This is a genomic window from Paraburkholderia nemoris (genome assembly GCF_905221015.1).
GTDB lineage: Bacteria > Pseudomonadota > Gammaproteobacteria > Burkholderiales > Burkholderiaceae > Paraburkholderia > Paraburkholderia nemoris.
Genome location: NZ_CAJNBO010000020.1, coordinates 47194 through 70142, shown reverse-complemented (window position 1 = coordinate 70142; position 22949 = coordinate 47194). Strand labels below are relative to the sequence as shown.

Genomic DNA, 22949 nt, shown 5'->3' with positions numbered 1-22949 from the left:
GTCCTAACGATGAGGGGGCAGGCGGGGTTAGATAGTCACGCGGCCAAGCGGCTGCAGATCCACATGCTCGCCGAGCTCCTGGTAGGAATAGACGGACAGCCAGCCAAGTCTTGCTTCGATCATCCGCCTTACGTATCGACGAATATCCATCGACGTGACAAGCGCCACACCGTCACGCGGCGCTTCACCGACAAACGACTGGATCTGGTCGATCAGGTAGCCTGCTTCCTCGGGCGGCAACGCAAGGTAATTGCCGGTCGGCGTCTGCTTGATGCACTGGCGAATGTGCTGTTCGACGGGCAGATCTAGCATGACCGCGGGCAACTGTCGCGTGCCGCCGGTGGCACGGTGGGCGAGGAACCGAGCGATGTCGCCGCGCACATACTCGGTCAACATCAACATGTCCTTTTCCTTGGCGCCCCAGACGATCAAGCTCTCCAAAATGTTCCGGATGTTGCGGATCGGAATCTGCTCTTCGAGCAGGCGGCGCAACACATCAGCGATGCGCTGCGGAGGCAGCACCTTCTGCACTTCGGTCACAAGCCCCGGGTATTCGGCATTCTGTTGATCGAGAATCCACTGCACTTCCTGGATGCCTAAAAAGAGCGACGCGTGCCGGCGCAGCATCGCAATTGAGGCATGAGCGATTACCTGTTCAGGGCGCCATGCCGGCATTTTGACCGGCAGTTGCTTCTCGTCGATCCACCATGTCGGACCGGGGCCGCCGTCGAGGCCGCCCCGTTGTTCGCAGCGATCAGTCAACGCCGCGATTTCCGCGTGAAACGTCCCATCGACGCTGAACGAATTGGTGTCCGGCAACATCACTTTCCCAGGCGGCATTTCGATCGCGCAATAGGGCACGTCATGCATCAGCAGTTCGCACGTCGACGGCGGCAAGGCATCGTTGGTCCAGATCGTGATGCCCGGGAACGGCAGCCCAAGATATTCCTGCAAGCGTGCGCGCTCGGTGCCGAACGATTTGTCGAGTGCAGCAGGCGATAGGCGGCCCACGAGATCCGGGGAGATGCGCACGCCGACGGGACACGCAAACTGTGGCGCGCGCGTCAGGATGGCAGGGACGTCGACCTTCGAGCCGGCTCGCTGCATGGCGGTGACAGCCTCGCTCGCATGCGTCGCCGCTTCGGGCTCGCGTTTGCCGAGGCGGTAGCCGCAAAACGCCAACGTGGCGGCCAGCAGCAAGAACAATCCGCTCGGGAAGCCGGGCACTGCAGCGAACCCCAGCAGCAGCAAGCTCGAAAAGTAAAGCGCGCGCGCACTGGTGGTTAGTTGCTTGCCGATCTCGTCGCCGAGCGATAGTGGCTTGGATTCGCCCTCGTCTCCCACGCGTGTGATCATCACACCGGCCGCCACGGAAAGCAGCAGTGAGGGAATCTGCGACACCATCGCATCGCCGACTGACAAGATGGAAAACCGATTGGCTGAGTCGCCCGCGGACATGTCGTGATACGCGACGCCGACCGCGATACCGGCCACGATGTTGATGGCCGTAATGATGAGGCCTGCGATCGCATCGCCTTTGACGAACTTCATCGCCCCGTCCATGCCGCCGTGCAGCTGGCTCTCGATCGCGAGCTTGGCGCGCTTGCGGCGCGCTTCCTCGGGCGTGAGCAAGTTGGAGCGCAAATCCGCGTCGATACTCATCTGCTTACCAGGCAATGCATCGAGCGTGAAGCGCGCACCGACCTCCGCCACCCGCTCCGAGCCTTTCGCGATCACAATGAATTGCACGGTGGTAATGATGACGAAAACGACAAGTCCCACCACGAGATTGCCGCCCACTACGAGTTCGCCGAAGCTCTCGATGATGTGGCCTGCGTCCGCATGCAGCAAGATCGACTTAGTCGAAGCAATGTTGAGCGATAGCCGATAGAGGGTGGTGAACAGCAACAGGGACGGAAACACCGATAGCGATATCACGTTCGGCACGTACATCGTGATCATCAACAATGTCACGCTGATCGTGATATTGAGCGCGAGCAAGATGTCGATCAGCGCCGGCGGCAGCGGCAAGATCATCAGCGAGATGATCGCCACCACGAGTAGCGCGATGCCGACTTCGCCGAACGCAGGTATTTTCAGTGTCTTGATCATCTGGACTCTCTCAAGGCGCCGCTTGGTTCACGCCGCGCCGGGATGCGTTTTTCGCTGCGCGCATGCGCTCCTGCGCGCCAATCGATTCGACCCAGCGCAAGATGGCCGCGACCGTGTCGAACAACTCCTCGGGAATCGGCTCATCGATCCCAACCTTGTAGAGCGCTCGCGCGACTGGCGGATTGCCGATGATCGGAACGCTTGCTTCCTGCGCGAAGTGCCGCAATTGCGCAGCCGTCTCATCCATGCCTTTCGCGGTGACGAGCGGTAGCGGATGCTCGTCGGGGGCATAGCGAATCGCAACGGCGTAATGCGTGGGATTGACGATCAACGCATTGGCGAAGCCCACGCGAAGGCGAGGGGGATCTTCCGTTGCAAATTGGCGCGCGAGCTTTCTGCGTTCGCCTTTGATCAACGGGTCGCCTTCCTGCTCCTTGTGTTCTCGTTTGACTTCGTCCTTCGACATGCGCTGCTTTCGCATGAACATCAGCTGCTGGATCTTCAGATCGATGGCGCCAATCACCGTGAACGCCACTGCCGCGACACAGCACAGCTTGATGAGCATGTCCCAGAACATCTTCGACAGCTGCGGCAACGGTTGATACAGCGATCCGACGACGAGCGGCAACATCCCTTTGATCGTCACCCACATGGTGAAGCCGATGACGACCGACTTGACGAGCATTTTCGCCAGCTCGATCAGCGTGCGCGATGAGAAAATCTGCTTGATGCCGGAAACGGGGCTGGCATTGGCAGGATCGGGCACCACCGGCTTCATGCTGATCTGAAATCCAATCTGCGGAATCAGTGCGGCGACCGCAGCCGCGGCCGCGGCCAGGACGCACGGCACGATGACGATCAACGCCTGCGAGCCGAGGCTGATCGTCTTGGCGAACAAATGCTCGAGCGAGTGCTCCCCCGACACGAATTGGAGCGCCGTGGCGACGATCGAGCGCAACGCGCCCGCGAACGCGCCCGACGCCAGCATCAGCGTGGCGAGCGCGGCAGCCATCGTGACGGCGTCGGTCAGATCGGTGCTTTTTGCTACCTCCCCGTCTTCGCGTGCGTCGCGCAGCCGTTTCTCTGTGGGATCTTCAGTTTTTTCTTCACTCATCGACTATCCCTGCTGACTGCGTCAGGTCGTGCGGCGTGCATCGCGAACCGCCTCGCGCAATGCGGATTCATGATGGACGGTAACGGGAATGGATGCCGCCGGCCCTAGGCGATGCGAACCAGGCGATGGCATGGCGAAGAGCGTCGCGCAGTTCCGGAATCGGGAAGTGCGCCGTTTCAACTACTAGGTTCCGTGGCGACGCACGCGCGATCGATTCGCCAAACTTCGCCGTGCCATCGCCTGTTTCGTGGTCGGGACCTCGGAGAAGAGGGCGGCTGAGTATTGTTAGCCTGTCGTCGACAATCGGAACGTGAACGGCTGTGCATAGCGCCGCCTGCATTCCGCAGACCTCTACCTTGCAGGAGCTTCGCGCCATGAGCGTCACATCGCCCGATTATCTGGACTGCAGTCAGGACATTGTCAGCGGTTTAATCGAGACCGTGTCGGTGGCGCTTACCAGCAAATTCCCCGCCGTGGAAGGCGACCCGTTCGATGTCGAAATGGTGCTGGACGCCGTGCGCGTGCTGCGCCCGAAACTTGCGGAGCTAGAGGCGTTTACCGCGTTGTTGCACATGCTGCACGGTCGATGGGACGACGCAATCCGTGTTTTCTCATGGGTCATCGCGAACGCGCCGCAATTCTCTTACGCCAAAGCGCTGCTGGCATTCTGTCTGGCCGTCAAGGGAGATCCGAGCTGGCGGCTCAGCGCGACGGAGGCGATCGAGCAGGATCCGAGTCGCGACACGCTTCAACTCGTTCGTGTGCTCGAAGCGCGCGAAGACCTGCGGGCGGCCGTTCGCGTGTACCGCAACGGGGGAAAGTTCGAGCTGCCGGCGTCGATGGCGACGTTGAACGACAAGCCGCCGGCGGCAGCGGCCGAGCCGAACGGTTCGACGAGCGACACGTCTGGATCGGCTCGCGCGGCTGCGGCGCCGCAACCGAACTATCTGCGCATTTGATCTCGATCCTATTGCATACCCCGGAGGTTGGACATGAGCGTCGTCATTACCCCAGAACAGGTGAAGGCTGCATTGCAGACAACTACGCAGCCGGCGGCCGACCCGTCCATGCAGCAGCTAGGCGACAAGTTCAAGTCATTGATGCAGAACCCTCGCATGGAAGCGCCCCACGAAAAGGGCGGCGATATGAACGTGGTGGCGAAGCTGGCGGCATCGCAGGATGCGGAGCTGCAGCAATCGGTCAACGACGCGCTTTCGTTGACCCAAAACGCAGCGGGCATGTCGATGCAAGAGATGACGGCGGCCGGCACCAAGGTCGTGCTGGAAATCGCCGGCACGCAACTCGATATGCAAGCGAAGATGGGCGTCATGAATTCGTCGAGATCGTCGCTCGACACCTTGATGAAGAATCAATAAGCCATGCCGGACACGAGGATGGGCACGGTGACGAGCGTCGCACGCACCGGCATGCTGTGCATGACGTTCGTTCTGCTTGCTGCGTTGGCGGGATGCAACAAGGAACTGTACGGCAACCTGTCCGAACAAGACGCCAACGAGATGGTCGTCGCGCTGTTGGAGCAGGGGGTCGACGCATCGAAAACCACATCGGACAACGGCAAGACCTGGGCGCTCGAAGTGGACAAGGACCAGGTTCTGCGCGCGATGCAAGTGCTGCGTGCTCGCGGGCTGCCGCACAACAAGTACGACGATCTCGGCATGCTGTTCAAGAAAGACGGTCTAGTGTCCACACCGACTGAGGAGCGCGTCAGATTCATCTACGGCCTTGAGCAGGAGCTTTCGGCGACTTTATCGAAAATCGACGGCGTGGTTGTCGCACGCGTGCAAATCGTTCTGCCGAACAACGATCCGCTCGCGCAGCAGGTCAAGCCTTCGTCGGCCTCGGTGTTCATCAAATACCGTCCCGAATCCGATGTGAACGCTTTGCTGCCGCAAATCAAAACGCTCGTGATGCACAGCGTCGAAGGGCTCACCTACGACGCCGTGAGCGTGACTGCCGTCCCGGCCGATCCATTGGAAGTGTCGAAGGTGCCGCAGACGTCGTGGCCGTTGCATGTGGTTGCGGTGGCCGCATTGGTCTTCCTCGTCGGCGCGGCGGGGTTGTTCTTGTGGACGAAACGAGGTATCCCGGCGGCGGCTAAAAAAGACGCGCTTCGCGCCAAGCTTAAAGCGCTGCTTGCACGGTTCCAGCACGGCAAATCTTCATCGGCGACCTGATGGGCGCGCCCACTACGTTTCCGTTCGCGCGGATGGCGGCTGCCTTTGCCGCGTACGAACGCAATGTCCGCGACGCTGCGCGTTGGGCGCATCCGTCGTGGTTGGCCGCGGCGCTCGGCGTCGCTGCCGAGGCGCTCGAACCGTTGCGCACCGCACTCGCGAGCGCGGGCCGAGCACAGATCGATGCGCTCTCGCGCTCGCTCGCATGCGTAGCGGGCGTGCAGCCTCCGTCGCTCGATGCTTTGCGCTCGCCGAACTTGGCCGTGCTCGATGCCCTGCCGCCGGAGTGGGGGCTTCGCGTTTTGCGTATGCGTGCGCTGATGATGCGTCGCGCCGACGTGCGGCGCTTGATCGATAAGCGCAGCCGCCAGCAGCTTTCGGAATGGATCGGCATACCGATCGACCGGCTCACGGAAGGCGCGCACGACACCACGAGCGTGCCGGAGATCGCCCGGTTGACGGTGCGCTCGCCGGTGCCTGCGTTGGATACGCTCGACGCGCAAGCGCTTGCATGCGAGGGGTGCGCGCTGCTCATGCGCGATGCGCTCGCCGGCGCTGCGCCGTTTTCGCTGCTGTGCCTTGCATTGCCGCGCGACATGCGCTCGCCGCCATGGCTGCATGAAAGTGCCCGCGAGTTCGACGTGCTCGGCACTGTGCGACTGTTCGCACAGTTGCCAGAATTGATTCCGGAGTGGGCATGGTTATTTGGCTGAGATCAGATCGAGCATTGCCGGATGCGCGGGTCGGGGCGTATTCGGACGTGATTCCGCGCGACGCATTCGGCGCGCTCGTCGAGATCGACGAAGGCTACACACAACTCACGGCGGACCGCGACGCCATCCTGGCGCAGGCGCGTGAGGAGGCGCAGGCCATCGTCGATGCGGCGCACGGCGAGGCAGAGGCGATCATTGAGCAGGCTCGCCGCGAATATGAGTCCGCGGCCCAGCGCGGCTATCAAGCGGGAGAGAAGCAGGCGTTGGCCGATTGGATGGATCGGCTAGCCGATGCCGGCGACGAGCAGCGACAGATTCAGAGGAAGCTGCGCGAGCGTCTTGCGGAGATCGTCACGCTCGCCGTCGAACAGATCGTGCGGGTGCAGCAATCGGAAATGCTGTTCGAGCGGGCATTGACGACGATCGACCGCATCGTCGAAGGCGCAACTTACTTGCGCGTCGCCGTGAGCCCGGTCGATCACGACAAAGCATGCGTCGCATTCGAGCGGCTTTCGGCGCGCTGGCGCGAACTCGGGCGTCCATTCCCGCTTTCGGTCGTGGCGGACAAACGGCTCGAGGCGGGTAGCTGCATTTGCGAATCGGATTTCGGTTCGATCGATGCGAGCTTGGCCACCCAATTGCGGGCGATGCGCTCGGCAGTGGCGCGTGCGCTCAAGCATTCGCTGTGTGAACTGCACAACATTGCCGACGCTGCCGATGCAGCGGCGGACTGACCCCGACCGGACAGCCCGATGGATACGCCACAAATTGATTTCGCCGCATTTGCCGCGGAGCCGAGCCGGCGGCGCATGCCCGCCGTGGAGGACTTAGCCGACGCGATCGAACGCGAACTGCTCTCGGCGAGCAACGTCGCGCGCAGTGGCAAAGTGTTGGAAGTCATCGGCACACTCGTGAAAGTCGGCGGACTCGACGTAAGCCTGGGCGAGCTATGTGAGCTACGGTCGGCGAATGGTGCGCTGCTGCAGCATGCGGAGGTGATCGGCTTTACGCGCGATGTCGCGCTGCTGTCGCCTTTCGCGCGGCTCGCCGACGTGTCGCGCTCGACTCAGGTCATCGGGCTCGGGCGTCCGTTGTCGGTCCCGGTCGGCGATGCGTTACTCGGCAGGGTAATCGACGCGCTCGGGCGTCCCATTGATGGCATGGGGCCGATCGAAGCCGACGATGAAAGACCGGTCTTCGCCAACTCGCCGGACCCCATGAGCCGCCAGTTGATTGATGCGCCGTTGCCGACCGGCGTGCGCGTCGTCGACGGCATGATGACATTGGCGGAAGGTCAGCGCATGGGCATTTTCGCTCCGGCAGGCGTTGGCAAGAGCACATTGTTGGGGATGTTCGCGCGCGGCACGCCGTGCGATGTGACTGTGATCGGGCTGATCGGCGAGCGCGGTAGAGAAGTGCGCGAGTTTGTGGAAATGATTCTTGGGCCTGAAGGCATGGAGCGTTCGGTCGTCGTGTGCGCGACGTCGGACCGATCGTCCATCGAGCGCGCCAAGGCCGCCTATGTCGCAACCGCAATCGCCGAGCACTTTCGCGACCAGGGCAAGCGCGTGCTGCTCATGATGGATTCGCTGACTCGCTTCGCCCGCGCTCAGCGCGAAATCGGACTTGCGGCCGGCGAGCCGCCGGCGCGACGCGGCTTTCCTCCTTCGATCTTCGCTGAGCTGCCGCGTTTGCTCGAACGTGCCGGCATGGGCTCGAACGGTTCGATCACTGCGCTCTACACGGTTTTGGCCGAAGACGAATCCGGCAGCGATCCCATAGCGGAAGAAGTGCGAGGGATCCTCGACGGCCATATGATCCTGTCGCGCGAGATCGCGGCGAAGAATCAGTACCCCGCCATCGACGTGTTGGCAAGTCTGTCCCGTGTGATGCCGCAAGTGACGTCGACTGACCATATGCGCGCCGCCGCACGGGTGCGCGAGCTGCTTGCCAAGCATCGAGAAGTCGAGATGCTGTTGCAGATCGGCGAATACAAGCCGGGGGGAGATCCGGCTGCCGATGAAGCGGTGAACAAGATCGACGCCATTCGCGCCTTCTTCTCTCAAGGCACAGGCGAGTTTGCGGCCCCGCAGGATACCCAGGCGCAGTTATTCACTTTGGCCGGCAGCCGGAGCCGTTGAAAATGCTCTCTGCCGATCGACGCGCCGCCGCGCTCAAACGGACTGTCGAGCGCCGCACGCGGCTCGAGGAGACGTTGCGAGCGAAGCTGGCGGCCCAGCGTGAGGAACACGCTCGGCTCGAAGCGCAGCGCGACGCCAGGCGCGAAGCCGTGCGTCAGGAAAGGGATCTCCTGCAGACATACCACGACCGCATCGCGCGCATGATGTGTGGCGACGAGGCGTTTTCGCTCGCGGACATGAACGCCAGTATGCGGTACACGGAGATTGTCGAACAGCGGCTGCGCGGGTGCGAAAGGGAGTTGGCCGACTCGGAAGAGATCGTGCGCGCACACGAGGATGAACTCGCCGCCACGATACGTGCGATTGCCGGCAATCGCGGGCGTATCGACATTTGCAAAGAGCGCATCGAGGATATCGGGCGCACGTGCTTCAACGCCGCAAATGACATCGCAGATGAAGAGGCCGAAGAAGCGGTGCTTGCACGAATGCGCTTGGCTGGACGATCCGCCGTATGACGCAAGACATGAGCCACACATGAATGACGGCCTGACGACGCTCTCGCAGCTTGGCATCACGCTGACACAAGCCTTCACGGTGCTGGGGCTATGTTCGTTGCGGCTCTACGTGATGCTGTTCATCTTTCCGCCCACATCGGACAGCATTCTGCAGGGCGTCGTGCGCAACGGGATCGTGCTGCTGTTCAGTTCGTTCATTGCCTATGGACAGCCTGAATCGATGATGACGACGTTATCAGACGTGGCGCTGGTGGAAATCGCTGTCAGAGAGGTCGTGATCGGACTCGTGTTGGGTTTTTCTGCCTCGACGGTGTTCTGGGTGGCGGAGGCCGCCGGCATTTATGTCGACGATCTGACCGGGTACAACAATGCGCAGATGATGAATCCCTTGCACCAGGACCATTCGACACCGACTGGCACCTTGCTGGCGCAGGTGGCAGGCGTCGCGTTCTGGGCGCTGGGCGGGATGACGTTTCTGCTCGGCGTGCTGTACGAGTCTTATCAGTGGTGGCCGCTCACGTCGAGCACGCCGGTGGCTGCGAGCGTTCTCGAGAGTTTCGTATTGCGACAGACCGACACCTTGATGGAGACTACGGCGAAACTCGCCGCACCCATGTTGTTCATTCTGGTGCTGGTTGATTTCGCATTTGGATTTATTTCAAAGTCCGCGGAGAAACTCGATTTGATCAGCTTGGCGCAACCTGTCAAAGGGGCTTTGACGGTCCTGATACTCGCGCTCTTTATCGGCATCTTTATTAACCAGGTGAAAGATCAGCTGATATTGACGGGTCTTGGCGCGCAATTGAAATCCATGTCGAGTTCGGCCAGGAAGTGACACGCTGACCAAGCCAGACCGTTCCTTCGGTGCATTAGGCACCGCTTCGCGCACCTACCGATCGTCGAACGTTAGCGCATGGCATCGTTCAGGTTATGACATTGCGATAGCGTCGAAGCGGCTCTACATTGGGCCTTCGGCAAATAGAAAGCGTCTTGTTTGGGAGACGGGTGCTGTATGCGTACCTCAGGAAATGATCGCCCGCATTCCACGGGAAACTTGCGTCCGGTGCATGGGACGGGGGCGGGCGGCTCTGCCGGCGCCGAAAATAATGCTGCTTCCGGCGATGCCACGGAGTTGCAGGAGTCGACGGAGTTAGGGGCCCTGCGAGGCGTATCGGGAAGTGCTGTCGGTCGGCGTTTCTCGTCCGGCGCGGCGCGCAAGAGTGTTTCCGCGCAGGACCGCGGCGGTGATGCTGCAGCCGGCAGCGCGTCCGCCGGCGGGGCGGGCGACCACCTGCTCGACATACTCGGCGAAGAGCTGACCAAGCTCGGATACGAGGTCTCGAGTCACGACCACGTCAAGCGGCTTCTGACGCTTGAATCGCCGTTGTCGGACAGCGCTGTCGGGACGCTGCGCAGCCGGGTGCTCGAAGATCCGGAACTGCGCGGCGAGGCGGGCGCAAGGCTGCGCCACTATTCCGCCGAGGCGCTCGCCAAGGGCGTGAGCAACCCTGAGGACAGGCTGTTGCGGCTTGAACTGCTGATGTTGGCGGCGCCCGAGGCCACTCGTGCACCCTTGATGCGTGCGATACGGGCGGACCTGCAGGACCGATCGGAGTACATCAGGGTGCGCCTGTCCGAGCGAGAAGTTTTCATTCCCCAGGTGACGATCGGGGGCGGACCGCAAGGACAGACGGTTGCCCATTGCGCACACGAGTTCGGGCTCGCAGACGGCAATTTGGTGGTCGACGCATCCAGTTGCGGCGACGGCAACTTTGGCTCGGTGCGCATGCATCTGCTGAACAGTGAAACGCGCGGCGGCTATGCAGGCAGCGATCACGGCGCGTTCGACAATCCGATGCGCTCGCAAAATCCGTTGCACGGTAGTCCCGTGCAAGTGGAGGATCTGAATTCCGATCTCTATCCGACAGCCGCCGATATTGGCGATGCGGCGGCGATCGGCTTGTATGCCGCATCGAGAAAGGGCTCGCCGGTCCTCGTCAACACGGTCGTCACCGATGTCGAGGAGGTCGAAAACGCGCGGGGACGGTATCGCGTTACGATGCGGGATAACGCGTCGGGCCGGACGGTGCATGTGCTGACCGATCATGTCATCGATGCGACCGGATTGGGGCGGCCCAGCGTACCATTGAGGGATCCCGCATCCAAAGCGTACATCGATGAGCAAACGGCGCGGCTCACGGCGATGAGAGAAAGGGCGCTGCTGGATCAAGCGGTGATGCACAGCGAAGACATGCTGCGCGCCACGGTCGATGCGCCGGATGAGCACATTTTGGACATCGTGCGCGCGGCGCCGGGTGACATCGCGATCGTCGGCTGGGGCGACTCGTCCAAAACCCCGTTGCTGCGCATCCGGGATGTGGCCGAGAAAGCGGGCCTGTCGATGCGGGAGTTGCTTGGCGACCGAAAGATCGTGTGGATTGGCCCGAAAAGTCGCGAGGACATCGATAACGGGTTGTGGGGGCCCTACGCGGGTCTCAAACCGTATTTCGATGAAGGGCTCGTGCATGTGCAACCAGGCCGGCTCGAAACGATTACGGCGGTGGATGGAACGAACCAATCTTCGCTTGCGGTTCGCGAGAAGGACGGCAGCTTACATAGACTCCAAAGCGGGCGCGTGATTCTCGCGATGGGCATGAAATCGGGTAGCGCAAGTTTTCTGAGCAAGCTTGCGTCCAAATTGACGCCGGAGATGAAAGTGCCGGTGCATGGCGACGACCCGGCGTTCGATGAGAGCGCGTTGTGTACGCGTTTGCACGTTGATGGGAAAGAGCACGACATCTTCTTTGTTGGGATGTCTTCTGGACTGCAGCGCCCCAGCCATACCTCGTATCTGGAGTTTTTCGGCTGGAAGACGCGGCAGTTCATTGCACAGCATCTGGTCCCGAAGCTCAAAGAGCACGATTTGACAAAATTGGAAAAACTTGTTCCTACCGAAGCGACCGCTTAGACGAACAGCACGGCGGGCTGAACCATGAAGGCCGATGATGACGAATACCTATTACTTGAGAGACGGCACGCCGACGGATGTGGAAACGTGGCGAGGTTTGCAGGGCGATGCGAGCTATGTTCAAGTCGAGAAGACCACGCTGCCGAACGGCCGCTGGATTTCGACGATCTGGTTGGGCGTTCAGCATGAAAGCGTATCTGATCCCGGCGGCCTCGAACTGTTCGAGTCGGTTGTGTTCGACGTAGACACGCAACAACCTCTCGTGAGCGTGGGGCATGCGACCGAAGAGCAGGCGCATGCAGCGCATCAGCGTTTGGTTAAAGAGTGGGCGTGAGTGCGAGCGGTGGCGAAATAGTGTGTGATGCCGCGTAGTCGTGGGCGCGCGGGAGATGAAAGAAGTCTCGCTGCAAACGCTGTCCGATATGCTCAATGTCCCGGTCGCGCTGGTTCGGTTCCAGGGTGGCGGGTCGAGCGAGCTCGGTACGCTTGCGGAGCCAGCCGGGGCGACCGCCACGATCATGCCGGAGCATGCCCTATATCGCGACGAAATGCGTTTTACGCCGCAATCGGCTCCTGCGCGCGAACCCATTCAGGCGCGCACAACGAACACTGTTCGGCCCCAATCAGGCATTGGAAGCAGTCCCAAAGATGCCGGGCGATGGGCCCGTTTCGTAGTCTGAACGGCTTGCAAGGGCACGTTTTACGCCATTTCTCGGACAATCCTCAACACTTCTCAAATTCACGGAGGTAATCAGATTTGTTGAGGGATATACAAATCGCATTTCGCTAAATTAGGCGAATGCGATCGGTTGCACCCTGTGGGTTGCACTCGTGGTCGCGCTGCTGATTCAGCGGATCGAAATGCCATGGTCGCTCACGCCTTCGGCGTGCGCCCATGCCTTTGGATCGCAAGAACCGGCACATTCACGAGGAGTTGAGCGATGTTCACGGCCGCCTATTTCCCACTCGCGTCCGCACTCACGGTGCGAGGCCTGCCCGATGGCTTTCTCGACAAGGTGTGCGACGGCAATTTCAGTGCAGCCCGCACACGGGCGAGCCGCTGGCTCGAAGACGGCCACCGGAGCGCCGAGCTGCCGTGGTTGCTGCAGCTTCGAGCCGACCTGGAGATGGTGAGCGGGATCGGCGATGACCTGGAGGAACAATATCGACGCGCGCAGAAAGCGATTCGGTCGCCGCGCCATGCGATTCGCGCGGCGTCGTGCCGCAACGCAGGCTGGCAAGCTTTCTTTCGGCATCGGCTCACGACGTCGTTCTCGTGCTTCACGCGCGTCATGGACGAGAAGGAGATCGATCCGTTGCAGCAGTTCGAAGCGCGCTTCGGCATCATCTGCACGCTGCACCAACTCGGCAGCTCCGGCGAGGCGTCCGATGCGCTTGGCGAACTCGCGCAGTTGGTCGAAGCGTCGAGCGAGAGCGGCGCCGATCATTGGCGTGATCTCATCGCGACGCTGCGCTTCGACCTCGCCGTGCAGCGTGAATTGCTCGCTTGCGCGTCACTGGTCGATCACGTTTATTGGCGATCGGGGATGGTCGATGCACGCGCATCGGGCAGTGCCGGTGCGGGCGATAGCGCCGATTTATGCGAGGCGCAAGCCATGCGCGTCACTACGCCGTTGCTGCGCCAGCGGATCGGTTACCTGCGCGGCCTGCGCGAACTCGCGGCCGGCAGTCGTGCAGCGATGGAAGGCGTGATCGCGCATCTGAACTGGGCGCAGCGGGCCGGATTGCATGAGTACGCTTACACGACCCGGCTCGAGGTCGTGCTCGCGGCGCTTGTGCTGGAGGCGCCGCAATTGGCCGAGATGCTGATGGAGCCGCTGCATCGCGTCGATTACGCGGGCGCCATCGGGCGACGCCAGCTCGAATACTTGTACTGCGTCTCGAAGTTGCGCCAGGCTCAAGGGCGCACGCGCGAATCAATGCAGTACTACAGCCGCTACGCATTGATCACCACGCAATGCTTGCGCGACGACGCATTGGCGATCGCGCCGTTCGCGAACCGCGCCGCACGTACGGCGCCGCAACTGGACGACGTTGGCGCGCGGCTACCGGCGAAATACCGGCGCGCGTATCGGTATCTGCAAGAGAATCTCGATCGTCACGATTTGTCGGTGCGCGAGGTGGCCGCCGAGATCGGCGTCACCGAACGCGCGCTGCAAAGCGCATTCAAAAACTTCCTTGGCGTGTCGCCGACCGAATTGATTCGGCGTCAACGCATGGAGCGCATTCGCGCCGAACTGTTGAACGACCCCGCCGTGAGCGATCGCAACGTGCTCAACGCGGCGAACAAATGGGGCGTGCATAACCGTTCGACGCTCGTTAGCGGTTATCGCAAGCAGTTTCAAGAAGTACCTTCCGAAACGCTAGAACGATAAGTCCGGCAGTTCGGCGAAAGGCTTTCGCCGGTTCATTTGCAACGCCGCGGCGTCGGTGTCGCGGTCCACTTTACGATCGGGGAAACAATGAAGCAAAAACGGCTCATGTGCGCAGCCTGGGTGGCGGCGTGCCTTTCGTTGCTCGATATGGGTAAAGTCGCCGATGCGGCGCCGATCAGATGGCATGGCAATATGGTCCACGTGGTCGCGGACGGGCAAGACGTCAAAGACGTATTGCGCGATCTCGCTGCCGGCCAGGGTGTACCGGCAACGGTCTCCAGCGACGTGCACGGAACGGTGACGGGGCATTTCGACATGTCGCCCCAGCGCTTTCTCGATACGCTGTCATCGACCTTCGGCTTGGTTTGGTTTTACGACGGCGTCGTGCTGTCGATCAGCGATGTCAATAGCGTGACGCGTCAGGTGATCAAGCTCGATCATGCCAGCACCGACGAGTTGAGCAGCGCGCTTGCGCAACTGCATATCGAGAGTCCGCGTTTTCCCATCGTCTATGACGCGGGTCAGAGCACGGCGCTCGTGAGCGGGCCGGCGCCCTATGTGCAACTCGTGGCGGATATTGCGAAGCGGCTCGACCAAAACGCCGACCGGCGCTCAGGCTCGGTGATTCGCGTGTTCAAGTTGCAGCACGCGTGGGCGGCCGATCATAAGGTCGAGATAGACGGCAAGTCTGTCACCGTGCCGGGCGTCGCGAGCGTGCTGTCGGGCATGTATCACCCGAAAGGCACGAGCGGCCCGGGGGTTGGCGGCATCGACGGCTTCGACTATCGCGCAGCCAAAGAGCCGACCATGCAGCGCATGCAGCCGATGCAGGATGTCAGCGGCAGCGTGGCCGGGAACGGTCTGACCGGAGGCATCAATCCCCCGTTGCCGAACGCTATGCCCGGCAACGGCAGCGTCGGGACGGGTCTGTCGGGCCTGCTGAGCGGCATGGGAGCAGGAGGTAGCGCCTCGTCCGGCATGCCGATGCTGTCGGGTCTTTCCAACTCGCTTTACGGCGCCGACGGCAGCAGTGCCAGCGCCGACATCTCCGGAGGTGGACCGCAATCGCTGCCGGTGGTGGAAGCCGATCCTCGAACGAACTCCGTGTTGATTCGCGATGTGCCGCAACGCGAGGGGCAGTATCAGGCTTTGATCGACCAGCTCGACGTGAAGCCGAAGTTGATCGAAATCGAAGCGCACATCATCGAGATCGACGACAACGCCCTCAAGCAGATCGGCGTCGACTGGCGCGCGCATAACAGTCACGTCGATTTGCAGACCGGCACGGGCACTGCCCAGCAGAACGGCTACAACGGCAACATCCAGCCGACGTTCGGCACCCAGACCTTGGCGGACGGCACGACCGTCATCGATACGACGCCCGTGGGCGCCTCGCTCACGGCAGTGCTCGGCAATGCGGGCCGCTATCTGCTCGCGAGGATCGATGCACTACAGCAGAGCAATCTGGCACGGGTCGATGCAAGTCCGAAGGTCGCGACGCTGAACAACGTCGAGGCGATCATGGACAACCAAACACGCTTCTTCGTGCGTGTTTCGGGCTATACGTCCGCCGATCTTTACAGTGTGTCGACGGGCGTCTCGCTTCGCGTGCTGCCGCTCGTCGTCGAAGAAGACGGGCGCATGCAGATCAAGCTCAACGTCCACGTCGAAGATGGCTCGCTGACCGGTCAGAGCGTCGACAACATCCCTATCATCACGACGAGCGCGATCAATACCGAAGCGTTCGTGGGGCAGGGCGAGAGTCTGTTGATCGGCGGCTACCGGCTCGACAGCGCGACTAACGGCGAGACCGGTGTACCCGGGTTGTCGAAGATCCCGTTCATCGGCGCGCTGTTTCGCACGCGTAACGACCAGCACAGCCACATGGAGCGCCTGTTCCTGTTGTCGCCGCGCATCATCGAGTTCTGAGTCCGGCGCGGCAGCGCTTGATCAACTATCGCGCCGGTACTGCGAACGCGAGACTTCGGGCCATATGTGACATATGGCCTTTGCCGTCCCGGCACTGCATGCGGCGCGCACGGCCGCCGCTGCGGGATCGGGCCATGACGGCGCGTTGCGCGCGGTCTCGCTGTCGGCGGGGTGGATTTCCGCACAGGCTGCGTGATGCAGCACGCGCTCGGTTTTCTCTGCGCACGCTACGAGGGGCGAAACATTGCCTGGTGCGAGCGCCACCGGCGAAATATCCTGATTAACGTCTTTAACCTCGGCCATTTCGACGCGATAGCCATGGGCATACATCGTGCGCAGATGGATGCCGTGCTGGCCGCTCAAATTGAGCTTCTTGCGCAACTTGTAGATGTGCTGCTCCAGCGTGCGTCCCACGATATCTTCCGAACTGCTCCATACGGCGCCTGCAATATGGCGGCGGCTTGCGTATTCACCGGGACGCGAAAACAGCAGCCACGCAATCGCGAACTCACGGGTTGTGAGTCGGATGGGTTCACCTTCCACGAAGACGGTGCAGGTGCGCCGGTCCAGTCGATAGGCGCCGTACTCGAGGCAGTCGTCCGCGTCGCCCGGCTGCGCAGGCTGAAAGCGTCGCAACGCGATATGCACGCGCAACGCGAGTTCGCGTGGATCGATGGGAGAGAACACGACGTCGTCGGCGCCCGCGTCGACCAATTGCGCGATGCTGCTTCGGTCATCGGATGCGCCCACCACGATGAGCGGCGCGCGACGGTCCGCATAGCAGGCACGCCGAGCAAGAACCGGAAGCATGGGATCAATGCCCGCGGCCGCGTCGACGAGGATTGCACCGTAATCCTCGCGATACACCGCGCGCGCAAGCGCGACGTGGTCGTCAAACCGGCTGCACTGGGTGTCCTCGGCTTCAAGGCACTGGCAGATCAGGTTGAACAAGGCGGTGTCTTGGGTCATTACTGCGAGCATCATTTTTCCTCCGAGTGAATTCGATCGTCAGACGGACTCGCGCGCGAAGAGAACTGCAACCCGGCGATCGAGTTCGGAGCGAACGACGCAATAGTAGAGGCGCCGCATTTATCATGTTTGTAACTCTTTGTAGCATGCTGAGCGCTGCATAAAATCGGTAAAGTTTCGCCGCCGCACCCATATGAATGGGTATTTATTTCGGTTGGCTTATTGTTAGCTTGTCCGCCGAAATGAGCGAAGCGAAGGCAAAAGAATCTACTGTTTTCCGTAGAAAAACTCATCTGAGAATTGTTGAACGTATTGCTACGGCGCCTCCTTATCATGGACGCCACGGATATGCCGCCGCACATTTCTCGATTGGCGCGGCAATTGACGCGGGGTTCACTTATATGGCGTTTCTTCACAATGCTTGGTATGTCGCCGCCTTCAGCAAGGAGGTCACGGCCGGCTCGCCTTTTTCGCGCACACTGCTGGACCGGCCAGTCGTGCTTTACCGCGACGAACACGGCGCGGTGGTCGCACTCGATGACCGTTGCCCGCATCGCTTTGCTCCGTTGTCGCATGGGCGCGTTATCGACGGCGCGCTCGAGTGTCCCTATCACGGGTTGCGCTTTGGAGCCACGGGCAATTGCGTGTTCAATCCGCATGGCGACGGCAAGCTCCCCTCCGCCGCGGCCGTACGGCGATACCCCACGCGTGAGCGTTATGGGGCGGTATGGATCTGGCCGGGGAAACCTGAACTCGCCGATAGGGTGCCGCTACGAGATTTCCCGTTTCTCGATCCGGATCATTACTTCACGAGCGAAGGCTATCTGCTGACGCAGGCAAATTATCAATTGAGCGCCGATAACCTTCTCGACTTGAGCCACTTTCAATATTTGCATCCGAACACGCTGGGCAGCGACGCCATGGCTCGCGCCACGCTGCGACACGCCGACGATAACGACAAGGTGTGGGTGTGTCGCCAAACGAGCGCGGAGTTGCTTCAGCCGTTTGTCGCGCAAGCGTTCAACGTGGCGCCGGGAAAGAGGGCCGATCGCGGGCTGGATGTGCGCTGGGAGCCGCCGGGGCTGTTGACCATCATTGTTCGCGTGCGCGAAACGGATGCGCCGCTCGAGGCGACGCGCGTTGGGATATCGGCGCATTGGCTGACGCCGGAAACGGAGGCCAGCACGCACTACTTCTTTGCATTCGGCCTGCCGCGCGAAATGGGCGAGGCAGGCGCGGCGCTGGTCCAAAACTCGGTCGAGGGCTTGATGGCGCCGTTCCGCGATGAGGATCTGCCGATGCTCGAGGCCCAGCAGCGGGCCATCGGGGCGCGCGAGTTCTGGGCCATGCGCCCCGTGATGCTGTCGATCGACGCCGGTGCGATCCGCGCGCGACGGATCATGGAGCGCCTGATCGCGAACGAGTCGGCTGCGGGCGATGCCGGCGTCTCCGATGTCTTGCAGCGCGTCGTCGTGCGTGCCGATGTGGAGGTGGGTCAATGAGCGAGTCCGCTGCGGTTTTCCACAGTGAAGGTGACGACTCCGCGCAGGCTACGCCGCTGTCGTTGAACGAAGTCTGGTTGCGGTGCATCGTCAACGCGGTGTGTGAGTTCGGTGTCAGGCGCGTGGTGCTTTCCGGTGGAGCGCGGGCATCGCTGTTGTGCATCCTGTTCGACGCCGACACGCGCATGGTTCAGCGGGTGAACGCGGTCGATGAACGCAGCGGTGCATTCATCGCGCTAGGAATGGCGAAAGCGACCAGCGAACCGGTCGCGATCGTCACCACGTCGGGCTCCGCCGTCGGCAACCTGGTTCCGGCGCTGATCGAGGCCCACGCATGCAATCTCCCACTTGTGGTTCTGAGTTGCGATCGGCCGCGCCATCTGCGCGGCGCGGGGTTCGGCCAGATGTGCGATCACATCGGGGCGTGCCGGGCATTCGTGCGCAGCCAGCTTGACTTGCCTGATCCGATCGACGAGCCCGCGGCTATCGCAAGGATGAGAGAGGAGGTGGCGCGCACGGTGGCGGCGTGCGTCGACGGGCCGGTCCACCTCAACCTGCCGCTCGAGGGCGTGTTCGATTCGAGCGAACCTTCGCCGGTGAGCGTACCCACGCGCGACGCCGCAGCGTTGCGTGGCGCGCAGCCGATACGTTGGGATCCACAGGGGAGGCGCAAACTGGGTGTCGGTGAGACGCCAGGTCAGATCGTCGCGCGCGTGCTCGCGCGTTCCTCTGGCGGCAGCGGGTCGCTGCGCGGGTTGATTGTCGCCGGACCGGACCCCGCGGTTGCGCCCGCCGCGATTCTCGAACTAGCGCGCACGAGCGGGTTTCCCATTCTTGCCGATGCGGCGAGCGGGGTACGCGCCGGCCTGGCCGGTCGCCGGCACGACGACGCGCTGGTCGTCAATGGATTCGATGTCGTGGCCCAGGGTTCGCCGCTGGGGAAATGCAGGCCCGAATTGATTATCCGCCTCGGTCTTGCGCCTGTTTCGCCGCCGGTGCTTGCGTATCTGAGCGCGCACCCGGCACCGACAATCAAGATTGCGCGTGGTGCTTGCGAACGTGACTATCTGCATCCGACGCTCGATCCGCGCGACGTGCTCATTGCGCCGTCTGCGAACGATCTTGCTATGCTTGGCGATGCACTGATCGAGCAGATGACCGGAGGCCGCCCCGATGCGGTTGAAGCGGGGTGCGTCACTCGCGAGTGGCGCGACGCCTGGGCCGCGCTTGCCGAGCGCGGGCGCTCGATTCGACACGCGGTAGTGCGAGCCCTACCTTGGGGAGAGGTAGTGGCCGCCCAGGAAATTTTCGCCACGCGCGGCTTCGCGTTCGTTCACATCGGCAACTCATTGCCAGTGCGGCACGCCGATATCCTCTACGACAATCGCGAAGATGCGCAGGCGTGCTACGTCAGTCGTGGCGTATCCGGTATCGACGGCACCTTGTCGACTTTTTGCGGCGAAGTGCTCGGGCGCGGAGACGTGGGGTTGCTCGTGATTGGCGACCAGGCTTTTTTGCACGATTTGCCTGCCTTGAGTAGCGCACAGCGGCTGACCACACCGGCCTGCGTCTGCGTGATGCACAACCGTGGCGGGGCGATCTTCGATTTTCTGCCCATATCGACCGCACCGGGCTTTGAGCGGGCAATCCGCAATCCGTATCGCATCGATTTTGGCGCGCTGGCGCGTGGCTTCGGGCTGAACTATGCGCACGCGAGGGATCGGTTATCGCTGAGGCAAGCCCTTGCAGCGGGCCGCGCCCATGCGGGCGTCACGATCGTCGAAGTCGATGTGCCTGCGCATTCGGCTGTCGAACAGTTGGATGTGCTCGCTAGCACGCTACAAGCGCAAATGCGATGAACGCCCCCCTATCCGAGGTCGCCGATCGGCGATCCGCCGCTTCCCTTGCCGCGCTGCAACGCTACGAGCGCGCAGATCAACCCGAGGCCGTGTTTCTTGCGGATATGCTGGCGCGCATTGAATCCGCACGCGGGCGCTCGCGTCGCGAAGGACTCGCCAACCCGTCGCCAGGCACGAGGCCGGACGGATCCTTGCGCGTGCTATTGCTCAGTTATGCTGGCGCGGGCAACACCGGAGCGGATCTGCGTACGATCGAAACGATTCGCCAATTGCACCATCTGTTTGCGCCGCGTCGCCTGGACCTTGAACTATTCGTGCTCGGCGGCCTATTCGATCATCCCGTGTTGGCGTCGGTCCGCAAAATGCCGCTGCACGCCGCTTACGTCCCCGATGCGCTCGACCACGCGATGCCGGGATATGACCTCGTGATCAACGTTGAGGGGTCGACGTACACCTCGAAGTTTTCAGACGCACTCGCGGGCATCCTGATCGGCGGAACCGCGCTTGCGGTCGCCCATGGAGGGCGCGCTTTCGCGTACGGGGTGGATAGCGGCAAGATGACCGACGCACTCACTCGATTTGCTCAGCAGAGCGCGAACGACGTCGACATCCTCTGTCGGAACGACGCAGCCAGGTGTGATCTGGCCGCGCTCGGTATTGTGGCGCGGTCCGGCGCGGATTGCGCGTGGACGTATGTGCCGTCGCGTACGGCACGCGTTGCGGGGCTCGGTGAGAAGGTCGCGGCGTTATGCCCAACTAATCCGTTCTGGTGGCCGGTGACCGCGCGCGGTGTGCCGGCCGCGGTGGACTTGGTCGAGGGCATCGGTACCCCGCCTCGCTATGCCGGATCTTATTTCCACTCGTGGGACAAGGAGCGCGCGTTCGCGTACCGCGAGTACGTCATCCGCTTCGCACGAATCGCGGTGCAATTGCGCGCCCGAGGCTTCTCGCCGGTACTGGTCGCGATGGAGCAGCTCGACCGTCCCGCGTGCGCCGATATCGCGGCGCGGCTTGGGTTCGAACTGCCGATCGTCGCGCGCGGCGTCGCGACGCTGGAGGATGTAGCCGGCGTCGTCGGGCACGCTACATGCGTGATTACGACGCGATATCACGCGGCGGTGCTGGCGCTGGCGCGCGGCGTGCCGGTGTTCGGCCTGACGTTGGACGAACGCGTGGAACGGTTGCTGATGGAAGCCGGACTAGACGGATGGTATGCCGCGTGTACCGATGCCGACGGTGATGAGAAGGCGCTGGCGCGGCTGTTTGACGATGCGCAGAGCTGGCCCGCGTTGCGGGCGCATTGTTTGGCGTTTGCGAGTGGCGAACGAGCGCGCTTCGCGCAGATGGGCGCCGAGCTGGCCGCTGCCATGGCGCGATGAGTATCAAGGGGCTGCTAACGAGTTCGGCATCGTATCGTCGGACGCGGCTTTGGCCGCACGATAGAAAAGGTACGTCGCAGTGTACGGCACGAGCATCGATTGTCCTTGCTCGCTGCAGGCGGCGACAGGTGGCAGACCACCCGAGGTCAGCACGCGCTGCACCGAGGTGACCTTTGCAAAACGGCCACGATTGCTCCGCGCACCGGCCTCGTCGCGCGCGACGAGGCGTTCCCATGTCAATGCGCCTGCGTTAACGATCTCCTCGCCGGCCGCGGCGCCGACGAATTGACTGCCGTCGTACGCGATGAAATAGCCTCCGGGCGTGACCGTGCCTACGCTGTGCCGCGCCTGATCGACCAGTGTCGCCTCGGAGCCCGTCGGGGTCCAGGACAAGCGCTTGCCATCGCTTCGGCATTCGTACGTCGTCTCGCCGACCGCGCTCAGCGCATCTTGCAAGACTTCCTGCGGCGTCGCCCGCAGCGAGGCAGGCAGCGTGTCGTTCGAAGGGGGAACCCGATCGCTTGAAGGGGGAAGTCGTTGTGCCGAGGGCGGGGCGGTACAGCCGGCGACAGCACTCGCAAGCAGCGCGATCGATGCCGCTCGATTCGCAAGACGAGCGAAGAGGGACGGGGCGCAATGTTTCATTTCCGGCTCGGGCTCATATGGGGACACGTCGCATGTTAACGCGACCGATGTTTTCAGTTCGGTTTTCGCGCAAGAATTTCGTTTTTCCACGCACCGGTGCGCGGGTTGCACCTTTCGCGATCTGGATTGGCCTCATAGTAGGTTGCCCGTGACTTAGAGCCGCGTCGGCGGCGTATGGCAGACCATGCAACGGGACCCTTTAACTACGCCGAGGAAAATTCATGTCAATCGGAGACATTCTCAGTGGCGCAGTGTCGGTGGTGGGCGACGTGACCGGCATCTCGCCAATCGTGAACGGAGCCGAGTCGCTACTAGGCATCGGTGGAGCGGACGGCAGTTCCGGCTCGAGCTCGCTGGACGGAGCGCTGAGCAGTGCGCTGATGACGACGATGATGTCGATGTCGGCGGCAATGGGCAGCGGCGGGGCAGGCGGCTTCAGTGCGGCATTGAAGAAAAGCGGCCACAGCGATGACAGCGACAGCGACGGTGACGAGAGCGCTTAGAACACGGTG

20 protein-coding genes are annotated in these 22949 nt (G+C 62.2%); 16 read left to right on the top strand and 4 right to left on the bottom strand.

Annotated features, from left to right (window positions below; all coding sequences use genetic code 11):
• Positions 1-27: 27 nt before the first annotated feature.
• On the bottom strand, positions 28-2112 hold the full coding sequence (gene sctV, locus KHO33_RS27835; protein ID WP_200566141.1) for a type III secretion system export apparatus subunit SctV: 2085 nt from the start codon (positions 2110-2112) through the stop codon (positions 28-30).
• Positions 2113-2122: 10 nt separating this feature from the next.
• Entirely contained in the window at positions 2123-3226 is a 1104-nt protein-coding gene (gene sctU / locus KHO33_RS27830; RefSeq protein WP_200566133.1) for a type III secretion system export apparatus subunit SctU, read from the bottom strand.
• 374 nt (positions 3227-3600) lie between these two features.
• On the opposite strand from sctU, the gene KHO33_RS27825 reads away from it, so the two are divergent.
• The 12 genes from KHO33_RS27825 (at position 3601) to sctC (ending at position 16083) form a co-directional block, all read left to right on the top strand.
• Complete coding sequence (locus KHO33_RS27825) at positions 3601-4185, top strand: HrpB1 family type III secretion system apparatus protein (protein WP_200566125.1); 585 nt, start codon at positions 3601-3603, stop codon at positions 4183-4185.
• 33 nt (positions 4186-4218) lie between these two features.
• Positions 4219-4602, top strand: coding sequence for a type III secretion protein HrpB2 (locus KHO33_RS27820; protein WP_200566123.1), 384 nt, complete (start codon positions 4219-4221; stop codon positions 4600-4602).
• A gap of 18 nt (positions 4603-4620) precedes the next feature.
• Positions 4621-5421 (top strand): type III secretion system inner membrane ring lipoprotein SctJ, encoded by an 801-nt coding sequence (sctJ, locus tag KHO33_RS27815; RefSeq protein WP_200566316.1) that lies wholly within the window; start codon positions 4621-4623, stop codon positions 5419-5421.
• Positions 5421-6134, top strand: a complete 714-nt coding sequence (locus KHO33_RS27810; RefSeq protein ID WP_200566121.1) for a type III secretion protein HrpB4 — start codon at positions 5421-5423, stop codon at positions 6132-6134. The genes sctJ and KHO33_RS27810 overlap by 1 nt, the downstream gene beginning before the upstream one ends.
• The gene (gene sctL / locus KHO33_RS27805; RefSeq protein WP_200566119.1) at positions 6119-6868 is read left to right on the top strand and encodes a type III secretion system stator protein SctL; all 750 of its coding nucleotides are present in this window, start codon (positions 6119-6121) and stop codon (positions 6866-6868) included. Before KHO33_RS27810 ends, sctL begins: the two co-directional genes overlap by 16 nt.
• 75 nt (positions 6869-6943) lie before the next feature.
• Positions 6944-8275 (top strand): type III secretion system ATPase SctN, encoded by a 1332-nt coding sequence (sctN, locus tag KHO33_RS27800; RefSeq protein ID WP_200566308.1) that lies wholly within the window; start codon positions 6944-6946, stop codon positions 8273-8275.
• 2 nt (positions 8276-8277) lie between these two features.
• On the top strand, positions 8278-8790 hold the full coding sequence (locus tag KHO33_RS27795) for a type III secretion protein SctO (RefSeq protein ID WP_200566111.1): 513 nt from the start codon (positions 8278-8280) through the stop codon (positions 8788-8790).
• 19 nt (positions 8791-8809) lie between these two features.
• Entirely contained in the window at positions 8810-9625 is an 816-nt protein-coding gene (gene sctT / locus KHO33_RS27790; protein ID WP_200566110.1) for a type III secretion system export apparatus subunit SctT, read from the top strand.
• A 177-nt stretch (positions 9626-9802) separates the two neighbouring features.
• Entirely contained in the window at positions 9803-11758 is a 1956-nt protein-coding gene (locus tag KHO33_RS27785) for a hypothetical protein (protein ID WP_200566109.1), read from the top strand.
• 34 nt (positions 11759-11792) lie between these two features.
• Positions 11793-12092, top strand: a complete 300-nt coding sequence (locus KHO33_RS27780; RefSeq protein WP_200566108.1) for a hypothetical protein — start codon at positions 11793-11795, stop codon at positions 12090-12092.
• Positions 12093-12699: 607 nt separating this feature from the next.
• Entirely contained in the window at positions 12700-14154 is a 1455-nt protein-coding gene (locus KHO33_RS27775; RefSeq protein ID WP_200566107.1) for a helix-turn-helix transcriptional regulator, read from the top strand.
• Positions 14155-14241: 87 nt separating this feature from the next.
• Complete coding sequence (sctC, locus tag KHO33_RS27770) at positions 14242-16083, top strand: type III secretion system outer membrane ring subunit SctC (protein ID WP_200566106.1); 1842 nt, start codon at positions 14242-14244, stop codon at positions 16081-16083.
• 21 nt (positions 16084-16104) lie between these two features.
• Here sctC and KHO33_RS27765 read toward each other — a convergent pair whose 3' ends face one another.
• Positions 16105-17067 carry a response regulator transcription factor gene (locus KHO33_RS27765; RefSeq protein ID WP_200566105.1) on the bottom strand — a complete coding sequence of 321 codons (963 nt, stop codon included), beginning with the start codon at positions 17065-17067 and terminating at the stop codon, positions 16105-16107.
• 386 nt (positions 17068-17453) lie between these two features.
• Here KHO33_RS27765 and KHO33_RS27760 point away from each other — a divergent pair, with 386 nt between their 5' ends.
• Genes KHO33_RS27760 through KHO33_RS27750 form a run of 3 tightly spaced genes read left to right on the top strand, consistent with a single transcriptional unit; the run spans position 17454 to position 21792 of the window.
• The gene (locus KHO33_RS27760) at positions 17454-18554 is read left to right on the top strand and encodes an aromatic ring-hydroxylating dioxygenase subunit alpha (protein WP_200566104.1); all 1101 of its coding nucleotides are present in this window, start codon (positions 17454-17456) and stop codon (positions 18552-18554) included.
• Positions 18551-20413, top strand: coding sequence for a 2-succinyl-5-enolpyruvyl-6-hydroxy-3-cyclohexene-1-carboxylic-acid synthase (menD, locus tag KHO33_RS27755; RefSeq protein WP_200566103.1), 1863 nt, complete (start codon positions 18551-18553; stop codon positions 20411-20413). Before KHO33_RS27760 ends, menD begins: the two co-directional genes overlap by 4 nt.
• Positions 20410-21792: a polysaccharide pyruvyl transferase family protein gene (locus KHO33_RS27750; RefSeq protein ID WP_200566102.1), complete on the top strand. Its 1383-nt coding sequence runs from the start codon at positions 20410-20412 to the stop codon at positions 21790-21792. Before menD ends, KHO33_RS27750 begins: the two co-directional genes overlap by 4 nt.
• Before the next feature lie 3 nt (positions 21793-21795).
• Here KHO33_RS27750 and KHO33_RS27745 read toward each other — a convergent pair whose 3' ends face one another.
• Positions 21796-22248 carry a DUF3455 domain-containing protein gene (locus tag KHO33_RS27745; protein WP_236074701.1) on the bottom strand — a complete coding sequence of 151 codons (453 nt, stop codon included), beginning with the start codon at positions 22246-22248 and terminating at the stop codon, positions 21796-21798.
• 410 nt (positions 22249-22658) lie between these two features.
• Between KHO33_RS27745 and KHO33_RS27740 the strand changes: the two genes are divergently transcribed.
• Positions 22659-22940, top strand: coding sequence for a hypothetical protein (locus KHO33_RS27740; protein WP_200566100.1), 282 nt, complete (start codon positions 22659-22661; stop codon positions 22938-22940).
• Positions 22941-22949: the final 9 nt, after the last annotated feature.